General features: G+C 66.6%; 20 protein-coding genes, 1 tRNA gene and 1 pseudogene. 7 read left to right on the top strand and 15 right to left on the bottom strand.

The genetic code is table 11. The features are described 5' to 3' along the window. Positions 1–5 precede the first annotated feature (5 nt). The 8 genes and pseudogenes from lnt to AUL38_RS17770 form a co-directional block, all read right to left on the bottom strand. A complete protein-coding gene (gene lnt / locus AUL38_RS10675; protein WP_059061975.1) occupies positions 6–1,673 on the bottom strand; it encodes an apolipoprotein N-acyltransferase in 1,668 nt (555 codons plus the stop codon). Next, positions 1,670–4,009: a DEAD/DEAH box helicase gene (locus tag AUL38_RS10670; RefSeq protein ID WP_369795304.1), complete on the bottom strand. Its 2,340-nt coding sequence runs from the start codon at positions 4,007–4,009 to the stop codon at positions 1,670–1,672. Before AUL38_RS10670 ends, lnt begins: the two co-directional genes overlap by 4 nt. Further along, a complete protein-coding gene (gene tatC / locus AUL38_RS10665; protein WP_235590687.1) occupies positions 4,006–4,887 on the bottom strand; it encodes a twin-arginine translocase subunit TatC in 882 nt (293 codons plus the stop codon). The genes AUL38_RS10670 and tatC overlap by 4 nt, the downstream gene beginning before the upstream one ends. Positions 4,888–4,925: 38 nt before the next feature. After that, positions 4,926–5,927 carry a YafY family protein gene (locus tag AUL38_RS10660; protein ID WP_059061973.1) on the bottom strand — a complete coding sequence of 334 codons (1,002 nt, stop codon included), beginning with the start codon at positions 5,925–5,927 and terminating at the stop codon, positions 4,926–4,928. Next, entirely contained in the window at positions 5,927–6,964 is a 1,038-nt protein-coding gene (locus tag AUL38_RS10655) for a YafY family protein (protein ID WP_083506793.1), read from the bottom strand. Before AUL38_RS10655 ends, AUL38_RS10660 begins: the two co-directional genes overlap by 1 nt. Before the next feature lie 12 nt (positions 6,965–6,976). After that, positions 6,977–7,915 (bottom strand): hypothetical protein, encoded by a 939-nt coding sequence (locus AUL38_RS10650; protein WP_083506797.1) that lies wholly within the window; start codon positions 7,913–7,915, stop codon positions 6,977–6,979. A 68-nt stretch (positions 7,916–7,983) separates the two neighbouring features. Continuing rightward, complete coding sequence (locus AUL38_RS17775) at positions 7,984–9,102, bottom strand: tRNA (adenine-N1)-methyltransferase (protein WP_235590689.1); 1,119 nt, start codon at positions 9,100–9,102, stop codon at positions 7,984–7,986. Between the two features lie 180 nt (positions 9,103–9,282). Continuing rightward, a pseudogene (locus AUL38_RS17770) lies at positions 9,283–9,831 on the bottom strand (HAD family hydrolase); the annotation flags it as partial. 99 nt (positions 9,832–9,930) lie between these two features. Here AUL38_RS17770 and AUL38_RS10640 point away from each other — a divergent pair. After that, positions 9,931–11,013, top strand: a complete 1,083-nt coding sequence (locus AUL38_RS10640) for a PAC2 family protein (RefSeq protein WP_059061966.1) — start codon at positions 9,931–9,933, stop codon at positions 11,011–11,013. Between the two features lie 27 nt (positions 11,014–11,040). On the opposite strand, the gene mshC is transcribed toward AUL38_RS10640, so the two are convergent. The 3 genes from mshC to AUL38_RS10625 form a co-directional block, all read right to left on the bottom strand. Continuing rightward, entirely contained in the window at positions 11,041–12,312 is a 1,272-nt protein-coding gene (gene mshC / locus AUL38_RS10635) for a cysteine--1-D-myo-inosityl 2-amino-2-deoxy-alpha-D-glucopyranoside ligase (protein ID WP_059061964.1), read from the bottom strand. Next, positions 12,309–13,178, bottom strand: a complete 870-nt coding sequence (locus AUL38_RS10630; RefSeq protein ID WP_059061963.1) for an undecaprenyl-diphosphate phosphatase — start codon at positions 13,176–13,178, stop codon at positions 12,309–12,311. The genes mshC and AUL38_RS10630 overlap by 4 nt, the downstream gene beginning before the upstream one ends. 73 nt (positions 13,179–13,251) lie before the next feature. Further along, positions 13,252–14,562 (bottom strand): M20/M25/M40 family metallo-hydrolase, encoded by a 1,311-nt coding sequence (locus AUL38_RS10625; protein WP_059061961.1) that lies wholly within the window; start codon positions 14,560–14,562, stop codon positions 13,252–13,254. Between the two features lie 68 nt (positions 14,563–14,630). On the opposite strand from AUL38_RS10625, the gene AUL38_RS10620 reads away from it, so the two are divergent. From AUL38_RS10620 to AUL38_RS10605, 4 genes are all read left to right on the top strand, one after another. Next, the gene (locus AUL38_RS10620; protein WP_235590686.1) at positions 14,631–15,611 is read left to right on the top strand and encodes a DMT family transporter; all 981 of its coding nucleotides are present in this window, start codon (positions 14,631–14,633) and stop codon (positions 15,609–15,611) included. Positions 15,612–15,750: 139 nt separating this feature from the next. After that, entirely contained in the window at positions 15,751–17,514 is a 1,764-nt protein-coding gene (locus tag AUL38_RS10615) for an ABC-F family ATP-binding cassette domain-containing protein (protein ID WP_059061959.1), read from the top strand. A 372-nt stretch (positions 17,515–17,886) separates the two neighbouring features. Beyond that, entirely contained in the window at positions 17,887–18,819 is a 933-nt protein-coding gene (locus AUL38_RS10610; RefSeq protein WP_083506791.1) for a M23 family metallopeptidase, read from the top strand. 17 nt (positions 18,820–18,836) lie between these two features. Beyond that, positions 18,837–19,607 (top strand): SDR family oxidoreductase, encoded by a 771-nt coding sequence (locus tag AUL38_RS10605; protein ID WP_059061957.1) that lies wholly within the window; start codon positions 18,837–18,839, stop codon positions 19,605–19,607. Between the two features lie 488 nt (positions 19,608–20,095). On the opposite strand, the gene AUL38_RS10600 is transcribed toward AUL38_RS10605, so the two are convergent. The 3 genes from AUL38_RS10600 to AUL38_RS10590 form a co-directional block, all read right to left on the bottom strand. After that, a tRNA-Leu gene (locus AUL38_RS10600) sits at positions 20,096–20,181 on the bottom strand. 127 nt (positions 20,182–20,308) lie between these two features. Then, positions 20,309–20,809 carry a Cys-tRNA(Pro) deacylase gene (ybaK, locus tag AUL38_RS10595; RefSeq protein ID WP_059061956.1) on the bottom strand — a complete coding sequence of 167 codons (501 nt, stop codon included), beginning with the start codon at positions 20,807–20,809 and terminating at the stop codon, positions 20,309–20,311. Positions 20,810–20,819: 10 nt separating this feature from the next. Then, a complete protein-coding gene (locus tag AUL38_RS10590) occupies positions 20,820–22,631 on the bottom strand; it encodes a DEAD/DEAH box helicase (RefSeq protein ID WP_369795302.1) in 1,812 nt (603 codons plus the stop codon). Between the two features lie 165 nt (positions 22,632–22,796). Between AUL38_RS10590 and AUL38_RS10585 the strand changes: the two genes are divergently transcribed. Beyond that, complete coding sequence (locus tag AUL38_RS10585; RefSeq protein ID WP_083506790.1) at positions 22,797–23,648, top strand: SGNH/GDSL hydrolase family protein; 852 nt, start codon at positions 22,797–22,799, stop codon at positions 23,646–23,648. Positions 23,649–23,687: 39 nt separating this feature from the next. Then, positions 23,688–24,038 (top strand): hypothetical protein, encoded by a 351-nt coding sequence (locus tag AUL38_RS10580; RefSeq protein WP_059061937.1) that lies wholly within the window; start codon positions 23,688–23,690, stop codon positions 24,036–24,038. A gap of 25 nt (positions 24,039–24,063) precedes the next feature. Here AUL38_RS10580 and gluQRS read toward each other — a convergent pair whose 3' ends face one another. After that, positions 24,064–24,996: a tRNA glutamyl-Q(34) synthetase GluQRS gene (gluQRS, locus tag AUL38_RS10575; RefSeq protein ID WP_369795305.1), complete on the bottom strand. Its 933-nt coding sequence runs from the start codon at positions 24,994–24,996 to the stop codon at positions 24,064–24,066. Positions 24,997–25,034: the final 38 nt, after the last annotated feature.

Here is a 25,034-nt window from a genome sequence, read left to right as displayed (position 1 = left end):
CAGGTCTAGCTGGCGCGGGCGTACCTGCGGCGTACGAGTGTGACGCTGCCGACAATTACTCCCGCGCCGCCTACGATCATCCACATCGTTGAGATGTGCGCTCCGAACCGGAGCGCCGGCGTCTCCCCAGTGACGAGCGGCACGTCAGCAACCATTGCGCCGCGTGTGAAGGTGTCAAGAGCGTCAAGGTTGCGCCCGTCGGGCGCGATGATCCGGCTCGTTCCAACGGTCGAAATGTTCACGACCGCGCGCCCCGTCTCGATCGCGCGGAGCCGCGCGATCTGCAGCTGCTGCACGCTCTCGTCGGTGCGACCAAAGTCGGCGTTGTTCGTCGGCGCGAAGATCACTTCCGCGCCCTCGTCGATCATCTGCTCGGCCTGATCATCGAAGATGATGTCGAAACAGATTGCGACGCCCGCGACGACCTCGCGGCCGAGCGCCTGGACGCCGTGCACCGGAGCGAACTCGCCGTGCTCGTATTCGAGCTGCACGAGATCGACGAGGTCGGGCGCGAGCGCACGGAAGAAGCTGCGGTTCGGCATGTACTCCGCGAACGGCACGGGGTAGCGCTTGTCGTAGCGGTTCCCGGCCTGCGAATCCTCGAGGCCCTCGGGCCCCCACACGACGGAGCTGTTCGTATAGGTGCCGTCGTCGCCAGCGAGGATCGTCCCGACGACGATCGGAGCCTCGGCGCGCCGGGAGAGCAGCGCGATCTCGCGCGCCCGCAGCGGATTGTCGGGGAGGGCAAACTCGGCCGAGTTCTCCGGCCACACGATCACGTCGACGCGATCGCCTGCGGCTTCAAGCTCGTCGAGGAGTTCCTCCGTGCCGCGCACGTGGTCGGCGTACACGTCGCCCGCTTCGCGATTGTCGAAGATCCCCGATTTCGAGTTGCCCTGCACCGCCCCAACGCGAAGCGTGCCGGTCTGTTCGAGGCCCGCGGGCGGCACGAACGCGAGCCCGAACACGGCGGCGGCCGCAACGAGCGCCGCAACCGTTCCGGATGCTGCCCTGCCGCCAAGCCCTGCCGAGGTGCGCGGCTGCGCAATGATCGCGACGATCACGGCGACCGCGAAGACGATGAGACCGCTCAGCCCGGCGAAGCCGAGCCACGAGACGAGCGCACCGAGCGGGCTGTCGGCGAAGAGGTGCGCGATGCGCGCCCACGCGAAGCCGTCATACGGCCAGTTCCCCTGCACGCCCTCACGCAGCACCCAAATGCCCGCAACCGCGAGCGCCTGCGCGAGTGGCAGCACCACCCGCGGCGGAAGATACTTCGCCAGCTTCCAGGGGCGTCCGCGGAGCGCAGCGAGCCCCCGGGTCGCCGCCGCGGTCGCGGCGCCCTGCAGCACGAACCAGGCAATCATCACGGCTGAGAGCCCGAGCCACGGCACAGGGCCCAGGTAGAGCGTCAGCCAGCTGAGTTGCGTCATCCAGAAGACCGCACCAGCGGCCGCGCCAGCGAGCATCGCGCCGCGAATGGACTGCTGCCACCAGCTCGCGACAATGAGAAACACCGCGGGAAACACGAGCGGCCAGACTGCGGCGCCCGGGTTCGCCACGTCGAGCAGCAGGCCGCCGAGCGCGGCAGCTGGCACCGCGATCCACCACGGAAGTCTCCCGGTCACGGACCGGGCCGTCGTCGGCACTGAGTCGAGGACCTCGGGTGTCATGACGAGCTCGACGCCTCAACGATGCCGCGGCGGATCGATCGCTTCGCGTCGCGGGCAAGCGCGCCGAGCACGCCCAGTCGCACCGCGTCGTCACTGAGATCCGGGTGCGCGATCGCAACGTCGCACGCCTGGGACACCTGGTCAAGGAGGTCAATGGTTTGCTTCGTCCAGCGCACGAAGTCGCCAGCGCCGAGCCCACTCGACTCAAGCACACGCTCGAGCGTCGCGCCCTTCGACCAGTCATACATGGTCGCGGCGAGACCGGCGTGCGGCATGTCGGCACGCGGCAGCCGGTAGTGTTCGGCGAGGTCGTCAAGGGCGACCCAGCGGTCGAGCACCCGATCAAAGGCCTGGCCGAACTTGCCGCCCGGGCCGCGATCCACTGCCTCATCGTCGCGGCGCGGCTCATAGCTCAGCGCGCAGCACATCGCGGCGAGACCATTGGCGTCGAGGCCACGCCACAGGTCATGCCTCAGGCACTCAGCGATCAGCAGATCGCGCTCACCATAGATGCGGCGCAGCATCTCCCCGTACGGAGCGACCTCGACCCCGCCGTCGCGCGTGTCTCCCGAGAGGTAACCCAGCTCGAGCAGCTCCTCCACGACCCGTTCAAACGTGCGAGCGATCGTGCCGGTGCGGTTCGCAACCTGCCTGCGGCCGCGCTCGAGCTGCCGACGCAGCTTCCTCGCGCGATCCTCCCAGCGTTTCTTGTCCGAGCCCTGCGCGCGCGCAGCGGCCTTCTCGTAGCCCTTGAGCGATGACTGTGCGGACTGCAGCTCCCGCGCCTGATCGACGACCGCGCGGTCGGCTTGGAACTGCGCAAACGAGAGCTCGAGGGCGTCGCGTGCCTGCGTATAGCTCAGGCGCTGCAGCAGGTTCACCGCCATGTTCGCGGTCGGCCTGAACGTCGACTTCACGGGGAACGAGCGGGTCCCCGCAAGCTGGGACAGCTCCTCCACGTCAACGGCGTCGCTCCACACCACGACCGAGTGGCCCTCGACGTCGATACCGCGTCGGCCCGCGCGGCCAGTCAGCTGCGTGAACTCCCCCGAGGTGAGCGGCACGCGCTGCTCACCGTTGAACTTGTCGAGCCGTTCGATGACCACCGCGCGCGCCGGCATGTTGATGCCGAGCGCCAGCGTTTCCGTCGCGAATACGAGTTTCACGAGCCGGCGCTGGAACAGTTCTTCAACGACAGCTTTGAAGGCTGGCAGCAGCCCGGCGTGGTGCGCGGCAACGCCGCGCTCGAGACCGGCGATCCACTCCCGGGTTTCTAGCACCCGGCGATCCTCTTCGCTCAGGCTGTCCACCAGCTTGAAGGCGACTCGACGGATCTCCTCGCGTTCCTCGCGGGTCGTGAGGGTGATGCCCTCGAACATGCACTGCCGCACGGCCTGGTCGCAGCCGTTGCGACTGAAAATGAACACAATAGCCGGGAGCAGCTGTGTCTCGTCGAGCGCGCGCGCGATGTCGCCGCGCGAGATCCGCCTGGTCCGCCGCTGTGGTGGGCCGCCGCGCGAACGACCGCGATCACGGCCACCGCCGCCGTCACGCCCGCCGTCGCGACCTCCCCGGCCACCGCGTCCGCGCCCGGACAGCATCCAGAGTTCCGGGTTCACCTTGCCAGCGCGCGCCAGCTCGCCCTCGCGGTCCACGAACAGGGGCATGAGCGCCTTCGTGGTGAGCACGTGCTGGTAGAGCGGCACGGGACGGTGTTCCGAGAGCACCACGTCGGTTTCGCCGCGGACCGCGTGCATCCAGTCGCCGAACTCCTCTGCGTTCGAGACCGTCGCCGACAGCGACACGAGCCGAACCGTCCGCGGCAGGTGCAGAATGATCTCTTCCCACACCGCCCCGCGGAACCGGTCACCGAGGAAGTGCACCTCGTCGAGCACGACGAAGGCGAGATCGGTGAGCGTCTTCGAATCGGCGTAGATCATGTTGCGGAGCACTTCGGTGGTCATGACCACGATCGGTGCATCGCCACGGAGGTTTACGTCGCCGGTGAGGAGGCCGACCTCGTCCTCGCCGTATTCAGCGCAGAGTTCGTGGAACTTCTGGTTCGAGAGCGCCTTGATGGGCGTCGTATAGAAAATCTTCGTGTTCCGCTCACGGCGAGCCAGATAGACGGCGAACTCTGCCACGGTCGTCTTTCCGGAACCCGTCGGCGCAGCAACGAGCACGCTGCGCCCGGCTTCAAGCCGCTCGCAGGCGTTGCGCTGGAACGGGTCGAGCGGATACTCCAGGCGGGATTCGAAGTGCGCGAGTGCGGTGTCTGCGGCGCCAGCTTCGGGCCCTGCTACTCCCGCGTCTGGCAGGGAGGGTGCGTCATTCACGAGTCTTGGCTCGCCTTTCGAGGCTTGGTGTTCTGGGATGCCGAGGAGTCCTCGTCGTCGAGTTCGCTGAGGTCAGGCTCGCTCATGTCGATGCCATACTCCTCGAACTCTTTCGCCCTGCGTTTGTCGAGTCGGCGATCGTGGATCAGGGCGATCCCGACGGCGATGAAGTACAGCAACACCATCGGGGCCGCGAGCAGGAACATGCTCCAGAGATCGGCGGCCGGGGTGGTGAGCGCAGCGAACAGTACGATGATGAGGATCGCGACTCGCCAGCTCTTGAGAATCGTCTTCCCCCGGATGATGCCGACAAAGTTCAGCATGACGAGCACGACGGGCATGACGAAGCCAACGCCGACCGCGAGCATGAGTTTCACCGCGAAGTCAACGTAGAGCCTCGCTTGCAGGAAGAAGGCGTCCTCACTGGGCTGGAACGTGGACATGAGTCTCACGATGTTCGGCAGCACCATCCAGGCGGCAAAAATCCCCGCGAGGAACAAAGGGACCGCTGCACCGAGGAAGCCGACCCCGTAGAGCTTCTCTTTGCGGGTCAGACCCGGCGCGAGGAACGCCCAGATCTGATAGAGCCAGATCGGCGCGGTGATGATGACGGCGATGAACAGCGCAATCTGGATACGAAGGTCAAAGCCCTCGGTGATCGCACTGTACGTGAGCACGGCCTCTCGACCCTGCAGCTTGAGGTCGTTGATGGGCTTGCGCAGCAAGTCCCAGACAGGGTTGACGAGAAAAAACCCGCCGACGAGCCCGAGGACGAGCCCGAGGGCGGCAATAATCAGGCGCTTTCGGAGTTCGACGAGGTGCTCTCCGAGACTCATACGCCCCTGCCGGTTGCGCGTCTCGCGCCCCTCTTTCGCCATGGCGACAGTGTACCGTTTTCCCGCTGCGAAGATCGTGGCTACTCGCCGTATGCCGCGAGCGCCGACTCCGCCCACGCGCTGACCGCCGCTCGGGCAGCCACCGGGGCGACAATCTCGATCTCGCCCGGCCCGTGCTGGGCGAGCCTCACCGCGGCTCCAGCGTGCCAGGCGTCGATCCGCACGAGCGTTGTGCCCGGGGTCGCTACGACGTCTCCGCCGGTCACCTGCTGGGGCGCGAAGCCGCGGATCGCGCCGAGAAGGCGCGTGGGAACGATCGCGAGAATCTCACTGCTCTCGCGCGCGCCAGCATCGATCGATGCGGGATCAGTGGCGCCTGTCGCAACTCCATCCGGCGGAGCGGCCGCTGCGGTGAGGCGTTCGTCGAGCACGGTCAGGTCACTGAGTTGCGGCACGCTGAAGGTCCGCTGGGCCGAGCGCTCAACGTTGAAGCCGTGGAGGTACCAGGTGCCCTCGCGCTCGGTCAGGGAGCCGGGGTGGACCGTGCGGCTGCTGACGGTGCCTGCAGCGTCGCGGTAGCTGAAGCGCACGGCACGCTCCGCTTCGATCGCGCGGACAAGCACCGCGAGGTCGCCCTGTGGGTCTTCCTGCGAGACGACGACCGCCGGCAGCTCAGCTGTGCCCATCATCGCGCCGAGCCGTTCACCGAGGTCAGCCGCGAGGCGCGCATCCTTGGCCGTGAGCAGGGGCCGCAGCGCGGCAAGCCCGGCCAGCAGGGCGGCGGTCTCCACACCGGTAAACCTCGGGGTTTCATCGACGGCGACGGTCTGCGTGAGCGAGACGATATCGTGCTCCTCGAACGCGTCCCAGTCGATGTCGAACAGGTCGTTGTGCTGGTACGCGAGCGTCTCACCAGGGATGCCCGCTGTGCCGAGAAACCCGATGAGGGAGCGGAGCATGCGTGGATCCGCATCAAACGTGCGGGCGAGCTCGGCGATCGGCGTCGGCCCGTGTTCGCGGAGGTACGGAACGAGCGAGAGCAACAGCAGCACGCGGTCGCTCGCCAGCATCTGACGGGACATCACTCCCCCTCCTGATCTGCGGCACTGGGAAAGCCGCCGTGCGCGGTGTCGACGGCGCGCAGCAACGCGATCACCGCGTCACGAAGCACCGGCGGATCCAGCACCACTGCCTCCGCACCGTAGCCGGCGATCAGGGCAGCAAGCTCGTGCAGGTCAACCGTGCCAAACTGCAGCACCCGCGAGCCGTCGTCGACGGGAACCACGGCCGCGTCACGGGAGAATCTCGCGTCGGCACGCGAACCGGGCTGCACCCGGAGCAGCACCTGGGTGTCCCGTTGGATCTGGTGCATGTCGGCGACGGCACGCTCGACGAGCGCCGCGGCGTCGCCTGGACGCGCTGCCTCTTCCGGGCGTCGTTCGCGCGCGACAACCTGCCCCGAGATCCGCGCGAGCAGAAACACGCGCGTGGCATCGCGGTCGAGGTCGTACGCGATGAGGTGCCAGCGGCCCTCGAAGCGGTGGAGCTGCAGCGGGTACACCCGCCGGCCGAGAGGAACCTCGCGCTGCGGCAGCTGGTATGAGAACTCAGCAATTTGGTGGGCCTCGATGGCCGCGAGCAGCGCGGGCGCTGACGGCTCAGACGTGCCGAACCCTGCACTCACGCCGAGGCTGAGGGGATCGCGCCCTCGGCCCAGGGACTCTACCTTCATCGCCGCGCGCCTGGCATCATCAGTCAGGCTGCCCTCGCGCCAGGCGAGCACCGCCATGCGCAGCATCATGAGCTCTCGATCGGTGAACGCGAGCCCCGTTGGCACCTGCAGTGCCGCCTTCGAGATGCGGTAGCGGGCGAGCTGGTTGTTGCCAGGCTCTCCCGGTGAGTCGATCGTTTCGACCGGGATGCCGAGCTGCCGCAGCTGCTCCTTGTCCCGCTCGAACTGTCGCTCGAGTGATGCAGGCTGCGCTCCCCGACGGTAGCGATCGGCATACCCATAGACGGACGACAGCAGCTCGTGCTTGGTCAGTCCCCCAGAACTCGCGACAAGCGCGAGCACCAGGCTAAAGACGCGTTCTTCGCTCGGAATCTGAGACCGGGCCACGACCGCCCCGTACTATCCCGCCGCGAGGATATCGAGCACGATCACCCGGGCGTTGTCGCCGCCCTCGGTGATGACAACCTGCGAGCCAACGGGCTTGCCAGTCAACTCTGCGCGGAACGCGAGCCCCTGCGCGGCAGACTCGGTCTCGCCGGGGAGCATCTGCGGGCCGCCGTCGGTCCACGTGTTCGTGAGGACGGAGCCGTCCCAGCCCACCGCGAGCATCTGCACGAGCAGGCGCCCCTCAGCCGACACGTCGTCGCCCTCGCCCGAAACGCGGACAGCTGAGGTCAGCCCAACCGGGGCTTCGCGCGGCGGGAGAACGAGCCCGGGCTGCCCCGTCTCATCGGTCACGACCGCGGGGAACCCGTTCGGGAGCCCCTTCTCGCGACCGGAAGCCTTGAAGCCGGAAACATCCTCGAGATCCATGACCGCGACGAGGGCTGACTCCGGGGTCCCACCGATCTGCTGGCGCAGGGGCAGCGCGTCCTCTGGGCTCATCGCGAGCACCACGCGCTCACCGGGCGCCGCACACTCAACGGCCGCGCTCAGCGGGTTCATCATGTCTGCTGCGAGCATGAAGAACTCGTTGGTTTCTGCTGCACCGCCGAAGCCGGAGCTCGCGAAGAGCTTCTCGCCCGAAGCCTGATCGTAGAACGCGAAGTTCACGGACGCGATGGTGTCGTTGCCGGCTACCTTCGCGCCGGCGGTGACGCCAGAGCTGTCAACGATCGAGCGCTGCGACACCGAGACCTCAGTCTCGGTCGGGATGGACACCTCCGGCTCAGTGCCGAACGCGCCGAGGACTACGACGCTGTCGCTGAGCGCGCCGGCGCCGAGCGTCGCGGCGCAGTCGCCACGATCCACCTCAACGGCGTCAGTCGAACTGCAGCCGGTGAGGACTGCGGCGGAGACAGCGACAGTAAGAACCGCCGGGGCAATGCGACGAAGCATGGAACACCTCTCGAGTGCGTCGAATGCGAACCTGCCCATCCTACCGGGTGGCCGCTGGGGTTCGGGCGTTAGTCGCCCGCGTGGTCAGGAGTCGCCGAGGGGGTGCCCTCAGCCGGCGCGTCGATTCCGGCGCGGTGATCCGCGATGCGCTGCGCCTCGCGCGCCTTCTTACGGAGAATCTTGTCGCTCTTCACGCGCTGACCGACGCTCTCCTCGCTCCAGGCGTCCAGGTCAGCGTCCGGGCCCATGTCGGGGAGCCAGTTGCCCATGTCGGCCTCAGAGAAGTCGCTCTTCGACGCGCGTCGCTTCAAGCTCGGCAACTGCGTGCCGGGAGCGAGCTTCCGCGCGGTCACCAGGAAGCCGGTGTGACCAACCATGCGATGGTCCGGGCGCACCGCGAGCCCCTCAACGTGCCAGCCGCGCACCATCGTCTCCGACGCCTGCGGGTGGGTGAACAGCCCCGACCGGCGGAGCTCCTCTACCGTGCGGGAGAGCTGGGTCACCGTCGCAACGTAACAAATGACGACGCCACCAGGTGAGAGCGCGTTCGCCGTGACGTCGACGCACTCCCAGGGTGCGAGCATGTCGAGGACAACCCGGTCGACCGACCCGGCCTCGAGCGCACTCGGGAGCTCCTCCTGCAGGTCGCCAACGCGCACCGTCCAGTTCGCCGGGTCCGCTCCGGCGTATGCGCGCGCGTTCGCACGCGCGATCTCCGCGAACTCATCTCGACGCTCAAACGAGTGCACCTCGCCCTCGGGGCCGACCGCACGGAGCAGGTGCAGCGACAGCGCACCCGAGCCGACGCCGGCCTCAACGACCCTGGCCCCGGGGAAGATGTCCGCGAGCGACACGATCTGGGCGGCGTCCTTCGGATACACGATGGCGGCTCCGCGCGGCATCGACATGACAAAGTCGGAGAGCAGCGGGCGCAGCGCGAGGTACTCCTCGCCGCTGTTGTTCTCGATCACCGATGCGTCCGGGATCCCGACGATATCCTCGTGGCGGATCATGCCCTTGTGGCTGTGGAACTCGGCCCCAGCCTCGAGCGTGATTGTGTTCATACGCCCCTTTGGGCCGGTGAGCTGCACGCGGTCGCCGAGGCGGAATGGTCCGCGCAGGGCCGGGGCAGGCTGCGCGCCTGACTGCTCGGGGAGGTGCTGGTCGTGTGCGTCGTGTGCGTTCATAGTCTCGGTGTTCTCCTCGGTTGCGAGGGTTGTGGCGCTCGCGCCGACGGATGCAGAGTGGGTGCGGTGCTGAGCCCAGAGCTGAGCAACCGCGGCCACGGTCAAGCCCGTGAGCGATGCACGTACCTCATGAGCGGCAGCGTCATCAAGCGGCACGAGCCCGGGTGTGGCGATCACGACGCAGCCGGCGGCCATCGCCGCTGTCGCGCCGGGCAGGGAATCCTCGAAGGCGATGCAATCGTGCGCAGCTACGCCAACGGCTGCAGCGCCACGCAGGTACGGATCCGGGTGGGGCTTCTCGTGTTCGACCTCGTCGCCGGCAATAATCGCGTCAAAGCTGCCCTCTGGCAGCAGCGCGACGACAGCATCGGCGATGCGGCGCACAGACATCGTGACGAGCACGTTCGGCACGCCCAGTTCCCGGAACTCGGCGAGCAGCTCCCGCGCACCCGGCATCCAGCGCGGCTGCTCCGAAGCGAGACCAACAATGAGCGCCTCGGTCCACTCGCCGATGATCTCGTCGACCGAGAGCGGGACACCCATTTCCTGAAAATGTGTCGCCGCGGCGGTGAGCCCAAGCCCGACGAGCTGAGTCTCGAGTCCCTCCGGGAAGCGCAGCCCGAAGCGTGCGAGCATCGCGACCTCGGCGCGGATCCACAGCGGCTCTGAGTCGATGATGGTGCCATCCATGTCCCACAGCGCAGCAGCGGGAATCAACGCGGTCGTCATTCCAATGATCTTACCGGGAGCTTTCGGAGAGAACGGGCCTCCTGAGCGCGTGCGGCTTGCCGGTCTGCGTCCTCGGGCGTGGGAGATAGTCTGGAGGGCGTGAATAATTCGACAGGACCTGACCTCGCGCCGCGCGTACTCATCGCAGCGTTCCAAGGTTGGAGCGATGCGGGTGACGCCACATCGGAGGCTCTGCAGCACCTCATTGGGTTGCAGCAGGCCGAGCTCCTTCACGTCATAGGCGGCGAGAGCTTCGTAGATCTCCAACTCCAACGCCCGCGGATGCAGCGTGACGAACAGGGGCAGCGTGTCATCGACTGGCCCGACACGCGGCTGTACGGGACGGTCCACCGGCCGTCGCCCACGCACGGGCTCGCAGCAGCCGAGAGCGCCGCAGACGCCACCCCAGCGCATGACAGCGACGCGATCACACGCATCGACGGCAGTCCCGTGCACGACCTCTTCTTTATGCCCGGCTACGAGCCAGGCCGCGATTGGGAGAACTTCGCCGACGAGGTTGTCGAACTCGCGGAGGTGTGGGGCGTCGATCTCGTCGTGCTGCTCGGCTCCATGTACTCAGACGCTCCGCACTCCCGCCCGATCATTACGAGCGTCACCTCGGAAGACCCGATCCTGCGCGACCGCTACGGCGCCGAACGCAGCGACTACGAGGGTCCCGTCGGCATCGTGACCGCAATCGACATCGCGCTCGAGGCCGCAACCATTGACAGCCTCTCGCTGTGGGTGCAGGTGCCGCACTACGTGCACTCGGCGCCGTCACCAAAGGCGACGCTCGCGATTCTCGACAAGCTCGAAGAGCTGCTCGACATCGTCATCCCCCGCGGCGAGCTCTTCGCCCAGGCGACCGACTGGGAGAGCAATATCAACCGGATCGCTGAGAACGACGACGATATGACCCGGTATATCCGCAGCCTCGAAGAGGCACGGGACGACGCGCTTGCAGCGGAGACCACGGGCGATGCGCTCGCGGCCGAGTTCGAGAAGTTCCTCGAGCAGGACTCTCGCGGGCAGTTCGGAGCGATCGACGCCGAGACGCTGTCCGGCAGCGACGGTGAACCGGAAGCCGACGACCCTGCAGACACCGACGGCCCGTCTGACGCCGCACCGCCAGCCGGCCCCGCAGGCCCCTCAGACGCCGACGGCCCAGCCAGCACACGCTAACTGGGCCATCGGGCGACTCGTCTGGCGTTACTCGCCGGGCTGGAGCTGCACACCGAGCAGCGCATGCACGGCGTTGGCGATCAGGCACGGATCGTCGACACCAGCATCGAGCGCCGCGTCGAGCGTCGCGAGCATCACGGGGGTATCGAGGTCGTTCGCCATCGCTGCACGAAGCTGCTGCAGAACGACCGCGGCGGACGCAGGCTCCTCAGGAGTGCGCTCAAGGCCCTCGCGCCAGGCCGCGAGTCGACGCTCGGCCCGTTCGAGATCAGTGTCGAACCACTCCCACTCGGAGCGGTAGTGGTTGGCGAGGAGCGCGAGACGGATCGCCGACGGGTCAACGCAGTGACCCGCGTGCGCCCCGTCGAGCAGCTTCGACACAAACACCAAGTTGCCGCGTGACTTCGACATTTTATGGCCGTCGTATGACACGAGTGCCGCGTGACAGTACGCGTGCGCGAGCGGCTTGCCCGAGATCGCGGTGGCGTGCGCAGCGGTGAACTCGTGGTGCGGGAACACGAGGTCGTGCCCGCCGCCCTGCACAGTGAACAGCTCGCCGAGCGCCTCCCGTGCGATCACGGTGCACTCGATGTGCCAGCCGGGACGGCCAACGCCGACCGCAGATTCCCAGCTCGGCTCACCGTCGCGTGCGGCGCGCCACAGCAGCGGATCGAGCACGTCACGCTTGCCCTCGCGTTCGGGGTCTCCCCCGCGCTCTGCGCTCAACGTTTCGAGCAGGTCACGCTCGTACGGGGCAACATCTCCGAGCCGCCACTGCGATTCCTTCTGCGCACCGCGAACGTCGAAGTAGATGTCGTCGCCCTCCGCATCAGGCGTCGGCACGGTGTACGCGAAGCCACGCTCGATGAGCTGCTTCACACCGTAGGCAATCTCATCGATGGCTTCGGTCACCGCAACGAAGTGAGCTGGCGGGATCATGCCGAGCCGGTGCATATCGGAACGGTAGAGCCCGATCTGCTCGTCGGCAAGCGCGCGCCAGTCGACACCGGTGTCGTTCGCCCGCTCGAGCAGCGGGTCGTCGATGTCGGTGATGTTCTGCGCGTACACCGTCTCGATGCCAGCGTCGTGCCAGGCACGCTGCATGATGTCGAACGTGAGGTAGGTGAAGGCGTGACCAATGTGCGTCGCGTCGTAGGGCGTCAGCCCGCACACGTACAGCGTCGCGCGGTCGTCTTGGATCGCAGGGTGTTCCATGCGTCCCGTCGCCGTGTTGAACAGCTTCGGCGCTTCACCCGATCCCGGCAGTTCGGGGATCACGGGCGGGGTCCAAGTTCTCACGGGGTAGCTCCGATCGCAGCCTGGGCAGCGACCTCGCCGCCGGGGGTCAAGACTCCGGTAAGCAGCAGCGCGATGATCACGCCGCCGATGAGTACGCGGTAGATCACGAACGGCATGAAGCTGCGCTTCGAGATGTACCGCATGAAGAAGCCGATCACGACGAGCGCAATGGCGAAGGCGACGACGGTCGCAACAATCGTCATGCTCCACGGCGCCTGGTTCTCCGGAGCCTTGATGACTTTGAAGACCTGGTAGAAGCCAGAGCCGAGCACAGCGGGGATCGCCAGCAGGAACGAGTAGCGGGCTGCCGCCTCACGCTTGTAGCCCATGAAGAGGCCTGCGGTGATCGTGCCGCCCGAGCGGGAGACCCCGGGAATGAGCGACGCAGCCTGCGCGAGACCGTAGATGAGGCCGTGCTTCCAGGTGAGCTTCTCGATCGGGCGCACCTTCGAGCCGACCCTGTCGGCGACGCCGAGCAGCAGGCCGAATACAATGAGGGAGATAGCGGTGAACCAGAGCGAGCGCAGCGTCGTCTCAATCGCGTCCTGGAACAGCAGGCCGAGCACGACGATCGGGATGGTGCCGAGAATGATCCACCAGCCCATCTTCGCGTCAGGGTCGTTCCGCGGAACGGTCTTGCCTGACAGCGAGCGGAACCATCGCCCAATGATGCGCACAATGTCTCGCCAGAAGAAGACGATGACCGCCGCTTCGGTGCCGATCTGGGTGATCGCGGTGAACGCTGCACCGGCGTCGCCGATGCCCAGGAGTTCGCTCGTCACCCGGAGGTGTGCGCTCGAAGAAACCGGCAGGAACTCAGTGAGCCCCTGAACGATACCGAGGATGATCGCCTCGAAAATACCCATGCGGTGGTGGCCTTCCGTCTCATGGCACGCGCTGCGGGCCGTCGTCCAGACTAGCCCAAGCGCAACTGAGGGATCAGTAAGCGCGCAGCAAGTCCGCGAGCACGCGGTGTCCAAAATCAAGCGCGTCAAGGGGCACCCGCTCATCGACACCGTGGAACATCCCGGGGAAGTCGAGATCTGCCGGAAGCTTGAGCGGGGCAAAGCCGTACCCGGTGATTCCGAGCCGCGCGAGCGCCTTGTTGTCCGTGCCGCCCGAGAGCATATACGGGAGGACCTTCGCACCGGGGTCGTGCGCTTCGAGTGCTGCCTTCATTGCGTCGACGAGCTCACCCGAGAACGGCACCTCGAGCCCGATGTCCGAGTGGACGATCTCGATTTCGATGTCGTCGCCGACGATGCGCTGAATCTCCGCACGCACCTCTTCTTGTTCGGTCGGCAGCGTGCGCACGTCGACGAGCGCCTCAGCAGTGTCAGGGATGACATTGTGCTTGTAGCCGGCGGAGAGCACCGTCGGGTTCGAGGTGTTCCGCAGGCTCGCCTGGATGAAGCCGGCCCCCGCGCCGAGGCTGAGCACGAGCTCCTCGGGGTTGATCTCCTTCGGGTCCTCGCCAACAAGCTTCGCGATCTCATCGACGAGTTCGCGGGTCGTGTCACAGAGCGCGATCGGCCACTCGTGCCGACCGAGCGCGGCGATCGCCTCGGCAAGTCGGGTCACCGCGTTGTCGTGCCAGACGCGCGAGCCGTGGGCGGCCGTACCGCGAGCACGCAGCCGAATCCAGTCGAGCGCCTTCTCGCCCGTCTGGATGAGGTACGCGCGGTTGCCCGCGATGTCAATCGAGTAGCCGCCGACCTCGCTGATGGCGGTGCCGGCACCCGCGAACAGTTCGGGGTGGTGCTCGACAAGGTGGTGCGAGCCGTAGATACCGCCGTTCTCCTCGTCCGCGAAGAACGCAAGGATGACGTCGCGTCTGGGCTGTTCGCCGGCGCGAAGAATCTCGGCAATCGAGGTAAGGATCATGGCGTCCATGTCCTTCATGTCCACGGCGCCACGCCCCCAGAGCAGGCCGTCTTTGACGACCCCGGCGAAGGGATCGACGGACCAATTTGCCGGATCCGCCGGGACCACGTCGAGATGCCCGTGCAGCACAAGCGCTGGCAGGTTCGGTTCCCGGCCTGCCACGCGCGCAACGACGCTCGCTCGCCCAGGATCCGATTCGATCGTGACGGGATCGAGCCCGAGTTCACGCAGGTAGGCCGACACGTAATCGGCCGCTGGGCGCTCGGGATTCGCATCGCCACCACCACGGTTTGACGTGTCAATCCGGATGAGGTCGCGCGCGATCCGCGCCGTTTCGGACAGGTCTACATCGAGCTCGCTTGCCATGCCTCCACCATAGCGGGACGAACGCGATAGCCTCAGAACTATTCACACCAGCACAGCACCGATAGGCAATGATGCAAGCGAGCGCTCCCCTACCCCATGTTGCGGCGCAGGCCCCGGCGGTCACCGGCTTTCTCCTGGCAATCGGATCGGCCGCGTCGTTCGCGCTGTCAGGCATTTTCGCGAGCGCGCTGATGCAAGCCGGATGGTCCGCCGGCGCTGCGACCACGGCACGCATCGCGTTCTCTGCAATTGTGCTGCTCGGCCCAACGATTGCGCTCATGCGCGGTCGCTGGGATCTCGTGCGGCGCGCATGGCCACAGCTGCTCGCCTTCGGCGTCCTCGCTGTCGCAGGCTGCCAACTCGCGTTCTTTCTCGCGGTGCAGTACATTCCACCCAGCCTCGCCCTCCTCATCGAGTTCACGGGCCCCGTCATGCTCATGCTGTGGATGTGGGCCCGAAGCCGCGTGGCGCCGTCGTGGGTCACACTCGCCGGAGCCGGGATCGCGGTGCTCGGGGTCGTGTCGATCTCAGGCGTGCTCGCCGGGGTGTCGCTGCATCCGCTCGGCATAGCGTTCGCGCTCGTGGCCGCAGCGGGCAACGCAGCGTACTACGCAACGGGAGCAGCAAGCGACCACGGCATCCCCACGCTGCCCTTCGTCGGACTCGGGCTGCTCGTTGGCGCGGTGCCCCTCATCGTCGCCGGCGCCATTGGCATGCTCCCCTTCGAGGTGACGTCGGCTCCCGCCACCATCGCCGGCGTTTCCCTGTCGCCTTGGATCGTCGTTGCTGGCATGGTGCTCATCTCGACGGTGCTCTCCTACCTGCTGGGGGTCGCTGCCTCACGGCGTCTCGGCGCAACAGTGTCGAGCTTCACGGGCTACTCGGAGCCGCTATTCGGGATCGTATGGACCATCGTGCTACTCGCCGTCGTGCCCACTCCGCTGCAGTGGCTGGGAGCCGCCCTCATCGTCACAGGCGTGATCACGGTGAAGGCCGGTGAGCTGCGACACTCTCGAGCGCTCAAGCGCGCCACGCTCGTGCCTGAGTAAACTAGACTCGCCCAGTCCCCCGAGCAGAGGAAGATCGTGAACAGCTCCGCACTGTCCCAGCACACCGCGTGCTGACATCGCAGCCAAGAGATCCGAGATCCAGGCAGCGTTCAGCGCCCGCACACGTCTCAGGAGCTCTATGTCCAATTCACTTTTCTCTGCCCATCTTCGGTTTGACAGCGTGTCCAAGTCGTTCGGTGCGCGCCGCGTACTCACCGACATCTCGTTCGCCGTACCGGCTGGCAGTCGAGTCGGCCTGATCGGCGAGAACGGCTCAGGCAAGTCGACGCTGCTGCGCATCGCCGCGGGCCTGACCGGAGCGGACGCGGGCTCAGTGACAGCTATCGCGCCCGGTGGCCGAGCCGCGAGCATCGGACTGCTGCACCAGGAGCCCCCGTTCGGTCCGACGGACACGATCCGCACCGCGATCCACGCCGCTACCGCTCCGGTGCGTGCGGCTCTCGCAGCGCTCGAGCAGCTCAGCGAGGAACTCGCCGTGCACCCAGAGGCCCCCGATGCAGGCGACGCCTATGCGGAGGCGCTCGACACGGTTGAGCGCCTAAGCGCGTGGGAGCTCGATACGCGCGTTGAGCGGATGCTCGCCGGGCTCGGCATTGCGCAGATCCCGCGGGATCGCGCGACGAGATCGCTCTCGGGCGGGCAGCGCGCCCGGCTATCACTGGCATGGCTGCTGCTCAACGCGCCAGACGTTCTACTGCTCGACGAGCCGACAAACCACCTCGACGACAGCGCGAGCGAGTTTCTCACCCGCACCCTCACTACCTGGCGCGGCCCGGTGCTGTTCGCCAGCCACGATCGCGCGTTCCTGGACGAGGCCGCGACCGCGCTCGTCGACCTCGATCCGGCGCCACTGCCCGAATCCATCGCGGCAATACTGGTTCAGGACGGCACCGGCAGTGGGATTGGGATCACGAGGTTTACGGGGAGCTACACCGACTATGCCACCGCGCAGCGCGACGCACGCCGCCGCTGGTCGCAGCAGTATTCCGACGAGCAGGCTGAGCTGCGCCGTCTCCGTGCAGCTGTTGGCGACAATCAGATCGTTGGCCACATCGATTGGAAGCCGCGGTCGGAGTCCCGGATGGCCCAAAAGTTCTATGCGGATCGCAACGCGCGCGTCGTCGCGCGTCGCGTCAACGACGCTCGCTCGCGGCTCGACACGCTCACGGCGCGCCAGATCAGCCGGCCGCACGCACCCCTGACGTTCGCGGGTATCGCAGCCCCTTCGGCGACGAATGGCGCCGCACGCGAGCCTGAACGCTCTGCGGGCGGGCCTCCTGTGAGCTCGGGCAATACCGTCCCGGCGGTGACGCTCATGCGCGTGGCAGTCGAGGGCCGACTCCCGGCGACGTCGCTCGAGGTACTGGCGGGTGAGAAGTGGCTACTGACCGGCGCCAACGGCGCAGGCAAGTCCACGCTGCTCCGCACGATTGCCGGGCTCGTGCAAGCCGATGAGGGTGCGGTGACGATTGCGCCAGACATGCGCGTGGGCATCCTCGAACAAGAAAACATGTTCGCCGATCCGCGCGGCGTCGGCACGCATCGCACAGTCCAGGAGACCTACGTCGACGGTGTTGGGATCGAGCGGGCGACCGCGATCCCGCTCGAGCGGTTCGGCCTCCTAGCCCGCCGTGATGAAGCACAGCCGCTCGCAGCGCTGAGCACCGGTCAACAGCGCAGGCTCGCGCTCGCGATCCTCATCGCTGACCCGCCGGACATCTTGCTCCTCGACGAGCCGACGAACCACCTGTCCTTGACATTGGCTGGCGCCATCGAAGAGGCGGTCGCCGCATTCCCTGGGACTGTGATCGTCGCCTCGCACGATCGCTGGCTTCGGCGCCGATGGCAGGGATCGCATATCGAGCTCAAGCCGACATCGTGACGGTGCTTGCGGGGCGGCCCTACTGTGCGCCGCCCCGAACTCGCTGCTCGGTGTCGGGAAGCACCAGCCGTTTCGGTTTCCGTTGTGGAGACCCGAACACTTCCCACCGCGGCCAAGATTGGTCTGCTATGGTTGCACAATTCCAGCTTCGGGGGGCCGGAGACAAGCGGTCCGAGCCCTTCGAGAACACAAACTGCCGCTGCTTTGTACTACATGCCTTATTCTCCGCAAGAGCCCACGGCGTATCCGAGTCGACGTTCCATTAGGGAAGCTCGCCTCCGCGCCGAGTCGCGGGAGTCCGCAGCGTCAGCAGCCGACTCACACACAGCGACTGCGCACGCGGCACACACTGACACGGCAGCAGCGACAACAATGCCGGCTGCGCCAGCCGCAGCAGACGCACCCGCTCCCCCGGCAAATCCCGCTTCCTCGGCCGAGCCCGCTGCACCGTCGCAGCCAGCCACGCACACGAAGCAGACTGACCCGCTCAAGGGACTCCTCCTGACACCGCTGCCCGAGTTCACGCTGACATCCGGCACTCAGAGCACTCAGCACGACGCCGCAGCAACCACGTCGCAGACCCGACCGAAGCGCCGGACAGCCAGGAGACTCGCAGCCGCCACATTCTCAGTCGCGTGCGTCGGCACCCTTGCGCTGACGACCGCGCTGCCCGCATTCTCCTCGGCATTTGGTGACGCAGCAACGGTCGCCGCACGGACGGATCAGCAGCTGCAGAGTTCGGACGTCGTCGCCGGGCAGGACGCACTCGACGCGATCGGTTCGGTCGAGCTCGGCGTCGATCCCGGCTCCTACAAGCAAATCACTCCCGAGGCTGGGCTCATTGATCCGGCGCTGCTCGAGAACACCGAGATCCGCAACGCCTTCGACCGGGAGTTCCCACTCACCGACGGCTTCGCGTACCGCACCGCTCCCGTCGAGCAGTTCCACGATGCGCAAGACATTGCTGCCCCTGGCGGTACCCCAGTCCTCGCGATCGGCTCCGGTGAGGTTATCGAGGCGGGCTATGCGAGCGACGGCTGTGGATTCAGTGCGAAATTGCAGCACAAGGTCAACGACGAGACGCTCACCAGCCGCTACTGCCACATGCAGGTTGACTCGCACGACCTCAAGGTCGGCGACAGGGTCGAGATCGGTGATCCGATTGGGCGAGTCGGTAACACTGGCATGTCGTTCGGCGACCACCTCCACCTTGCACTTCGCCGCTCGGGCGTGCCCATCGATCCGCTCCCGTACATCCAGGAGCAGATCGAGAAGGCAGCCAAGCGCGCGGCAGCCGCCAAGTAGTCGGGCACCACAGCCCCATGGCGTTCCGAGCGCTCATCACCGGAGCCTCTGCGGGCCTGGGTGCCGAATTTGCCCGGCAGCTTGCGGCGCTCAAGGTTGATCTTGTGTTGGTCGCGCGCGATGGCGCCCGGCTCGAGCGTCTCGCCCACGTACTGAGAAGCCGGCATGGCGTCGCCGTGGACGTACTCACGGCAGACCTCACGCAAGCGAGCGACCTCGACACTGTCGCTGACCGGCTCGCAGACCCCGACTGCCGTGTCGACATTCTCATCAACAACGCTGGATTCGGCGTCTACGCCGGCTTCGAGGAAAGCCGCATCACCGACGAACGCAGGATGCACGAACTCCTCTCGTGGGTGCCCCTACGGCTCGCGCACGCGGTCGTGCCTGGGATGCTCGAGCGCCGCTCGGGCTGGATCATGAACGTCGCGAGCGCTGCAGCCTTCATGCCGAGCGGAACATACGGTGCGGCCAAGAGCGCGGCGGTGTCGCTCTCACGCTCGCTCAACGCGCGCTACCGGACTCGCGGAGTGCGGGTCACCGCGCTGTGTCCCGGACTCCTTGCGACCGAGTTCCATGAGCGCATGGGTGAGGATCACCTCCCCGCACTCCCACGCATCGCCTGGGCGGACACGGCGAAGGTCGCACGCGAGGGCCTCCGCGCGCTGCACCGCGGAACCCCCGTACTTGTCTCCGACTGGCGATATCGCCTCGTGCGCCCCCTGATCGCAGTGATCCCCGACCGGGTGCTCGAGCGCCTCGGGTCGACGAACGACCCACTGAGGTAGTTCCCCACCTGTGATCTCGGCCGAGGCCTCACAGCAACAACCGCCAACAGCAACAATCGCCAACGCGCCCTCTAGCCGCCGTAGCGTGGGCGAACACGGATCTTGCGGCACAGTAGTGGTCCGCAAGCCTCTCTGGAGTCCCTGAGAGCGTCTGAGAGCGTCTGAGTGACGAGACAGCCGCTTGCTGCCACCGAGAAGGAAGCCGGGTGGCCTACAAGCCACCTCGGCAAGACTGCTCCGCTTCCCTGCTGAAACGGGGAGGCCACGACCAGCACACGCTCAAGGCCAAGGCATCCCCCGGCCTGAATCGCTCATGAGCCATGACCTCAGCGAGGTCAGGAGTGATTTGCAGTACAAGGCTCATGACCTCGCTGAGGTCATGGCAGGTGAGCGTCCGTACTCGCTGAGGTCTACACCTGCAATTGTGCAGAGCAGGAAAAGCAGTAAGGCCCCTGCCGAAGCAGGGGCCTTACTGTTCTTGCGACTCGTGCGCGAAGGGGGACTTGAACCCCCACGCCCTAATACGGGCACTAGCACCTCAAGCTAGCGCGTCTACCAATTCCGCCATCCGCGCGAATCTTGTTCATTTCCTTGCGGCCGAACAGAGAATAACTTACCACGGAATCTCAACACGAAGCGAATTGAGCCGCGATTCCGGGAGTGTCACGACACGTCCTGAGGGGAACAACCGCACAAACACCTCAGACACGCCCGACATTCGCGGTCACCGCACGGGTTACCCGCACCAGGTCTTCGCCGCGGAGCTCGATATCGAGTCCACGTCGCCCGCCTGAGACGAGCACACGCTCTCGGGCTAGCGCCGAGGCGTCGACGACCGTTGGCAGCTGGCTGCGCTGCCCCAGCGGGCTGATGCCGCCGACAACGTATCCGGTCTTCCTCTCGGCGGTCGTGGGATCCGCCATCACGGCGCGCTTGCCTCCACAGGCGGCCGCCAGAGCCTTGAGATCGAGCGTTCCCGCGACCGGCACGACCGCGACAGTGAGCTGCCCGTCGACCTCGGTGAGCAACGTTTTGAAGACAACTGAGGGGTCAAGCCCGAGCTCTCTGGCGGCCTCTCCCCCGAAGTCCGTCTCTTCGGGGTCGTGGTGGTAGCTGCGAACCGTGAATGGCACACCAAGCTTCGTCAGAGCGCGCATCGCCGGAGTCGCCGCAGCAGCTTTCGCGGAGTCCTGCTTTGCCATGCCAGCAAGCCTACGGCCGCAGGCGCCGCCGCAGCAGGTCGATGCGCTTCTGCAACTGCGTCACGGAGGCCTGCGGCACTGCCGGACCACCGCAGACCCGTCGAAGCTCGTTGTGTACGTCCTTATGGGGCTCGCCGCTGACTCTGGCGTACATCCCGACCAGGCTCGAGAGAAGCTTGCGCTGCTCACCCAGGGTGCGGTGCAGGGCTTCGGGGGCCTCCGCCCGCTCAGGCGGGTGGTCCACGATGCCCTGGCTCGCCGCGCTGCGTCGGGCCTGCTTCGACTGGCGCTGCTGGAGCAGCGCTTTCACCTCTTGCGGTTCGAGGATGCCAGGGAAGCCGAGGAAGTCGAGCTCCTCCTCGCTTTCCACCTCCGCGTAGCCTCCGAACTCGGCGCCGTCGAAGACCGCCCGGTCGAAGTGGGCGTCAGACTCGAGCGCCTGGTACTTGAATTCGTCTTCGATGAGCTCGTCTGAGGCCTTGTCCTCGCGTTCGGCCTCGGCCATGAGGGCCGCTTCTGCGTCCCACATTTCCTCAGCAGACCCGGGGCCTTCAAGCACGTGATTGCGCTCTTTTTCAAGGGTCGCAGCGAGCTCCATGAGCGGCGGCACGTTCGGGATAAAGACTGACGCCACCTCGCCGCGACGCCGTGAACGCACGAAGCGGCCGATGGCCTGGGCGAAGAACAGTGGCGTCGATGAACTTGTTGCGTAGACGCCGACGGCGAGGCGCGGTACGTCGACACCCTCGGACACCATGCGAACCGCAACCATCCAGCGGGACGTTCCCGCAGAGAAGCTATCGATACGTTCCGATGAACCTGAATCGTCCGAGAGGATCAGCGCGACTTCCTCGCCCGAGATCTCGTGCAGCATGTGCGCGTACGCCTTCGCTGAGGCGTGATCCGTCGCGATGACGAGGCCACCGGCATCCGGAATGTGCTCCCGCACCTCCGTGAGGCGCCGATCCGCGGCCCGCAGCACCTTCGCCATCCAATCCCCCATGGGATCGAGGGCGGTCCGCCAGGCCTGGCTAGTGACGTCCTTCGTGTTGCCCTCGCCGAGCCGGGCTTCCATCTCCTCGCCGGCGCTGGTCTGCCAGCGCATCTTGCCCGCGTAGACCATGAAGATCACGGGCCGGACGATGCCGTCGGCAAGCGCGCGGCCGTAGCCGTAGTCGTAGTCGGTGAGCGACATCATCGTACCGTCACCCTGCGGCGCGTACTGTACGAACGGGATCGGCGCCTCATCCGAACGGAACGGCGTTCCCGTGAGCGACAGCCGACGTTTTGCGGTGCCGTAGGCCTCGCGGATCGCTTCGCCCCAGCTCAGCGCGTCACCGCCGTGGTGCACCTCGTCCATGATGACGAGCGTGTCGGTGAACTCAGTGAGGAGCCGGTGCTGCACGGGCTTCATCGCGACCTGCGCGTAGGTGACAACGACACCGTCGTAGTGTCTGCCGTACCCCAACCCGTCGCTGTTTGAGTAGCGCGGGTTCAGCCGAATGCCGGCACGTGCGGCCGCGTCTGCCCACTGCACCTTGAGGTGCTCGGTGGGGGCGACAACGATGATCTGGGAGATCGTCTTGTTGCCGCGGAGCGTCGCCGCGAGACGAAGCGCAAACGTCGTCTTGCCTGCGCCGGGGGTCGCCGAAGCGAGGAAATCACGCGGGTTACGTTCCAAGTAGAGGTCGATTGCCTCCTGCTGCCATGCCCGGAGACTGCCGGCGGTACCGCGCGCGGCCCGATCTGGATATGCGGGCGGCAGGTGCTCGGCGGCGAAGGTCCCCGGCAGGAGAGTCCCGTCTTCTGCCGATTCAATCACAACGTCCTAGACTACCTCTCAACGCTTAGACATGCCTCGGCACCCACCCCGGCTCCGCGCATCACGCTTGGCGACGCGCCGGGCACAGGGGCCGGTAACAAAGGGGTGCGCCCTACCCCACGTGTCGAGTAGCGTGGGAGCTCAGTAAGGAAAGGCACCGCAACGATGGTTCACGATGCAGTTCGCGCAGGCGAAGCCCCACAGCCACCGGCAGAGAATGTCGAGCTTCCCTGGTCACGTTTCGTTGCTATCGGCGACTCGTTTACCGAGGGACTTGGGGATCCCGACCCCGAGAGCCCTGGCGGGCTTCGCGGCTGGGCCGATCGCTTCGCTGAGGTCCTCGCGGAGCACAGTGAGGAGTTCTCGTACGCCAACCTTGCAGTACGGGGCAAGCTCATCCAGCAGATCATTGACGAGCAGCTCGACCAGGCGATGGAGCTTCGCCCCGATCTCGTCAGCGTGTGCGCTGGCGGCAACGATGTGATCCGTCCGGGAACCGATCCAGACGAGGTCGCAGAGAAACTCGACTACATCGTCTCGAGGCTGAAGGAGACCGGGGCAACGATCCTCATCTTCACCGGCGTCGACGTGGCCTTCCAGCCTGTCTTCCGCACGATCCGCGGCAAGGTCGCGATCTTTAACGAGAACGTTCGCAAGGTGGCGCTTCGCCATGACTGCTTCGTGGTCGATCAGTGGGCGATCGAGGAGCTCCAGGACAGCCGCTACTGGGCTGGCGATCGACTGCACCTCAACGCGCTCGGCCATCACACGATCGCCCGCACCGCGCTTGATGCACTCAACGTGCCACACGAACTGGAGCCGCTCGACCCTGAACCGCTCCCCGATCGCACCTGGCGACAGGCACGCAAGGAAGACGTCGTCTGGGCGCGCGAGCACCTCGTGCCGTGGGTTGTGCGACGCATCAAACACGTGTCCTCTGGTGACGACGTTGAGCCGAAGCGGCCGGAACCCTCAGCGTTGCGCCCGCGACACGGCAACGCTGACGACACGGAATAAGCCCTTCACCCTTTCAGCGCGGGCAAGTAGGCTGAGGCCATGGCTAACATCACCAAGCACATCGCAGACACCGTTACTCAGACCGGCGTGAACACGGCCTACGGCGACGCCGTCGAGGTTGACGGCGTCACGATCTTGCCTGTTGCCGTCGGCAGCTACGCCTTCGGTGCGGGCGAAGGGGGCGGTGGCGCTGGCGCAGATGCCACGATTTCGGGCGAGGGCTCGGGCGGCGGTGGCGGTGGCATGTCGCTTCCGATCGGTGCGTACGTCACGCGCGATGGGCACACCAAGTTTGAACCGAACCTCATCGCGCTCCTCACCGTCGGCGTTCCGTTCGTGTGGGTTGCGGGCCGCGCCATCGCGCGAATCATCCGCGCGCTCAAGCGCTAAGCGCCGATCGGGCAGGGCGCACCTGCTACTCGGCGAGCCACACCCACGGTTCACGCGGTAGCTCGGTTGGATCGAAGCGGGCGATGAGCTGCTCAGCCGTCACCCGTTCGCCACGGGATGCGATCCCGAGCGATTCGGCGAGCGTGCTGAGGACCGCGGCAGCGTCGGTGCCGCTCTCGGCCAGCTGCCGCAGCGTGACCGCACCGTCGCGCTTCGCGAGCCGTGCCCCGGTCGGGCCGAGCACCAGGGGAACGTGCGCGTATGCGACGTCCGGGGGTGTGCGAAGCCCGAGCAGCTGTTGCAGCAGAATCTGCCGCGGCGTCGACGGGGCGAGATCGTCGCCTCGGACGATCTGATCGACACCCATCGCATCGTCGTCGACGACCACTGCAAGGTTGTAGGCGACAGTGCCGTCGCCGCGGCGGAGCACAAGGTCGTCGATGTCTCCGGTCACCTGGCCGAGCACAAGGTCGTCGAAGCTGAGTGAAGACATCGCTGCCGGGGCCCGAAGCCTGAGCGCGGGCTGCCTGGGCGCGATCTCACCTCGTGCTGCCGCGCGTTCTGCCGGGGTGCGATCTCGGCAAGTCCCAGGGTACGCACCAGGCGGTGCATGCGGGGCGGTCGGTGCGGCGAGGATATCCCGCCTGGTGCACGTGCACTCGTAGACGAGCCCCGCTGCGTCGAGCCGCGCGATGGCCGCGTCGTGGGCTGCACCCCGCTCAGTCTGCAGGACGGGCTCACCATCCCAATCGATGCCGATGGCACGAAGGTCCGCAAGCTGCGCTGCTGCCGTGCCCGCGTCGCGAGCGCGATCCAGATCCTCGATCCGCATGAGAAAGCGTCGACCGGTCGAGCGGGCGAGCAGCCACGCGACCAGCGCGGTGCGGAGGTTTCCGAGGTGGAGCTCCCCCGATGGGCTCGGCGCATACCGGCCGGCTCCCTGCTGCTCATTCACCAGGCCATTCTCCCATGACACCCGACTGGCACCGCCGCGCT

Origin of the sequence: Leucobacter sp. G161 (genome assembly GCF_001482305.1) — a bacterium.
Taxonomy (GTDB): Bacteria; Actinomycetota; Actinomycetes; order Actinomycetales; family Microbacteriaceae; genus Leucobacter.
The sequence above is the reverse complement of the archived record's forward strand: the minus strand, read 5'-3'. Positions and strand labels throughout refer to the sequence as shown.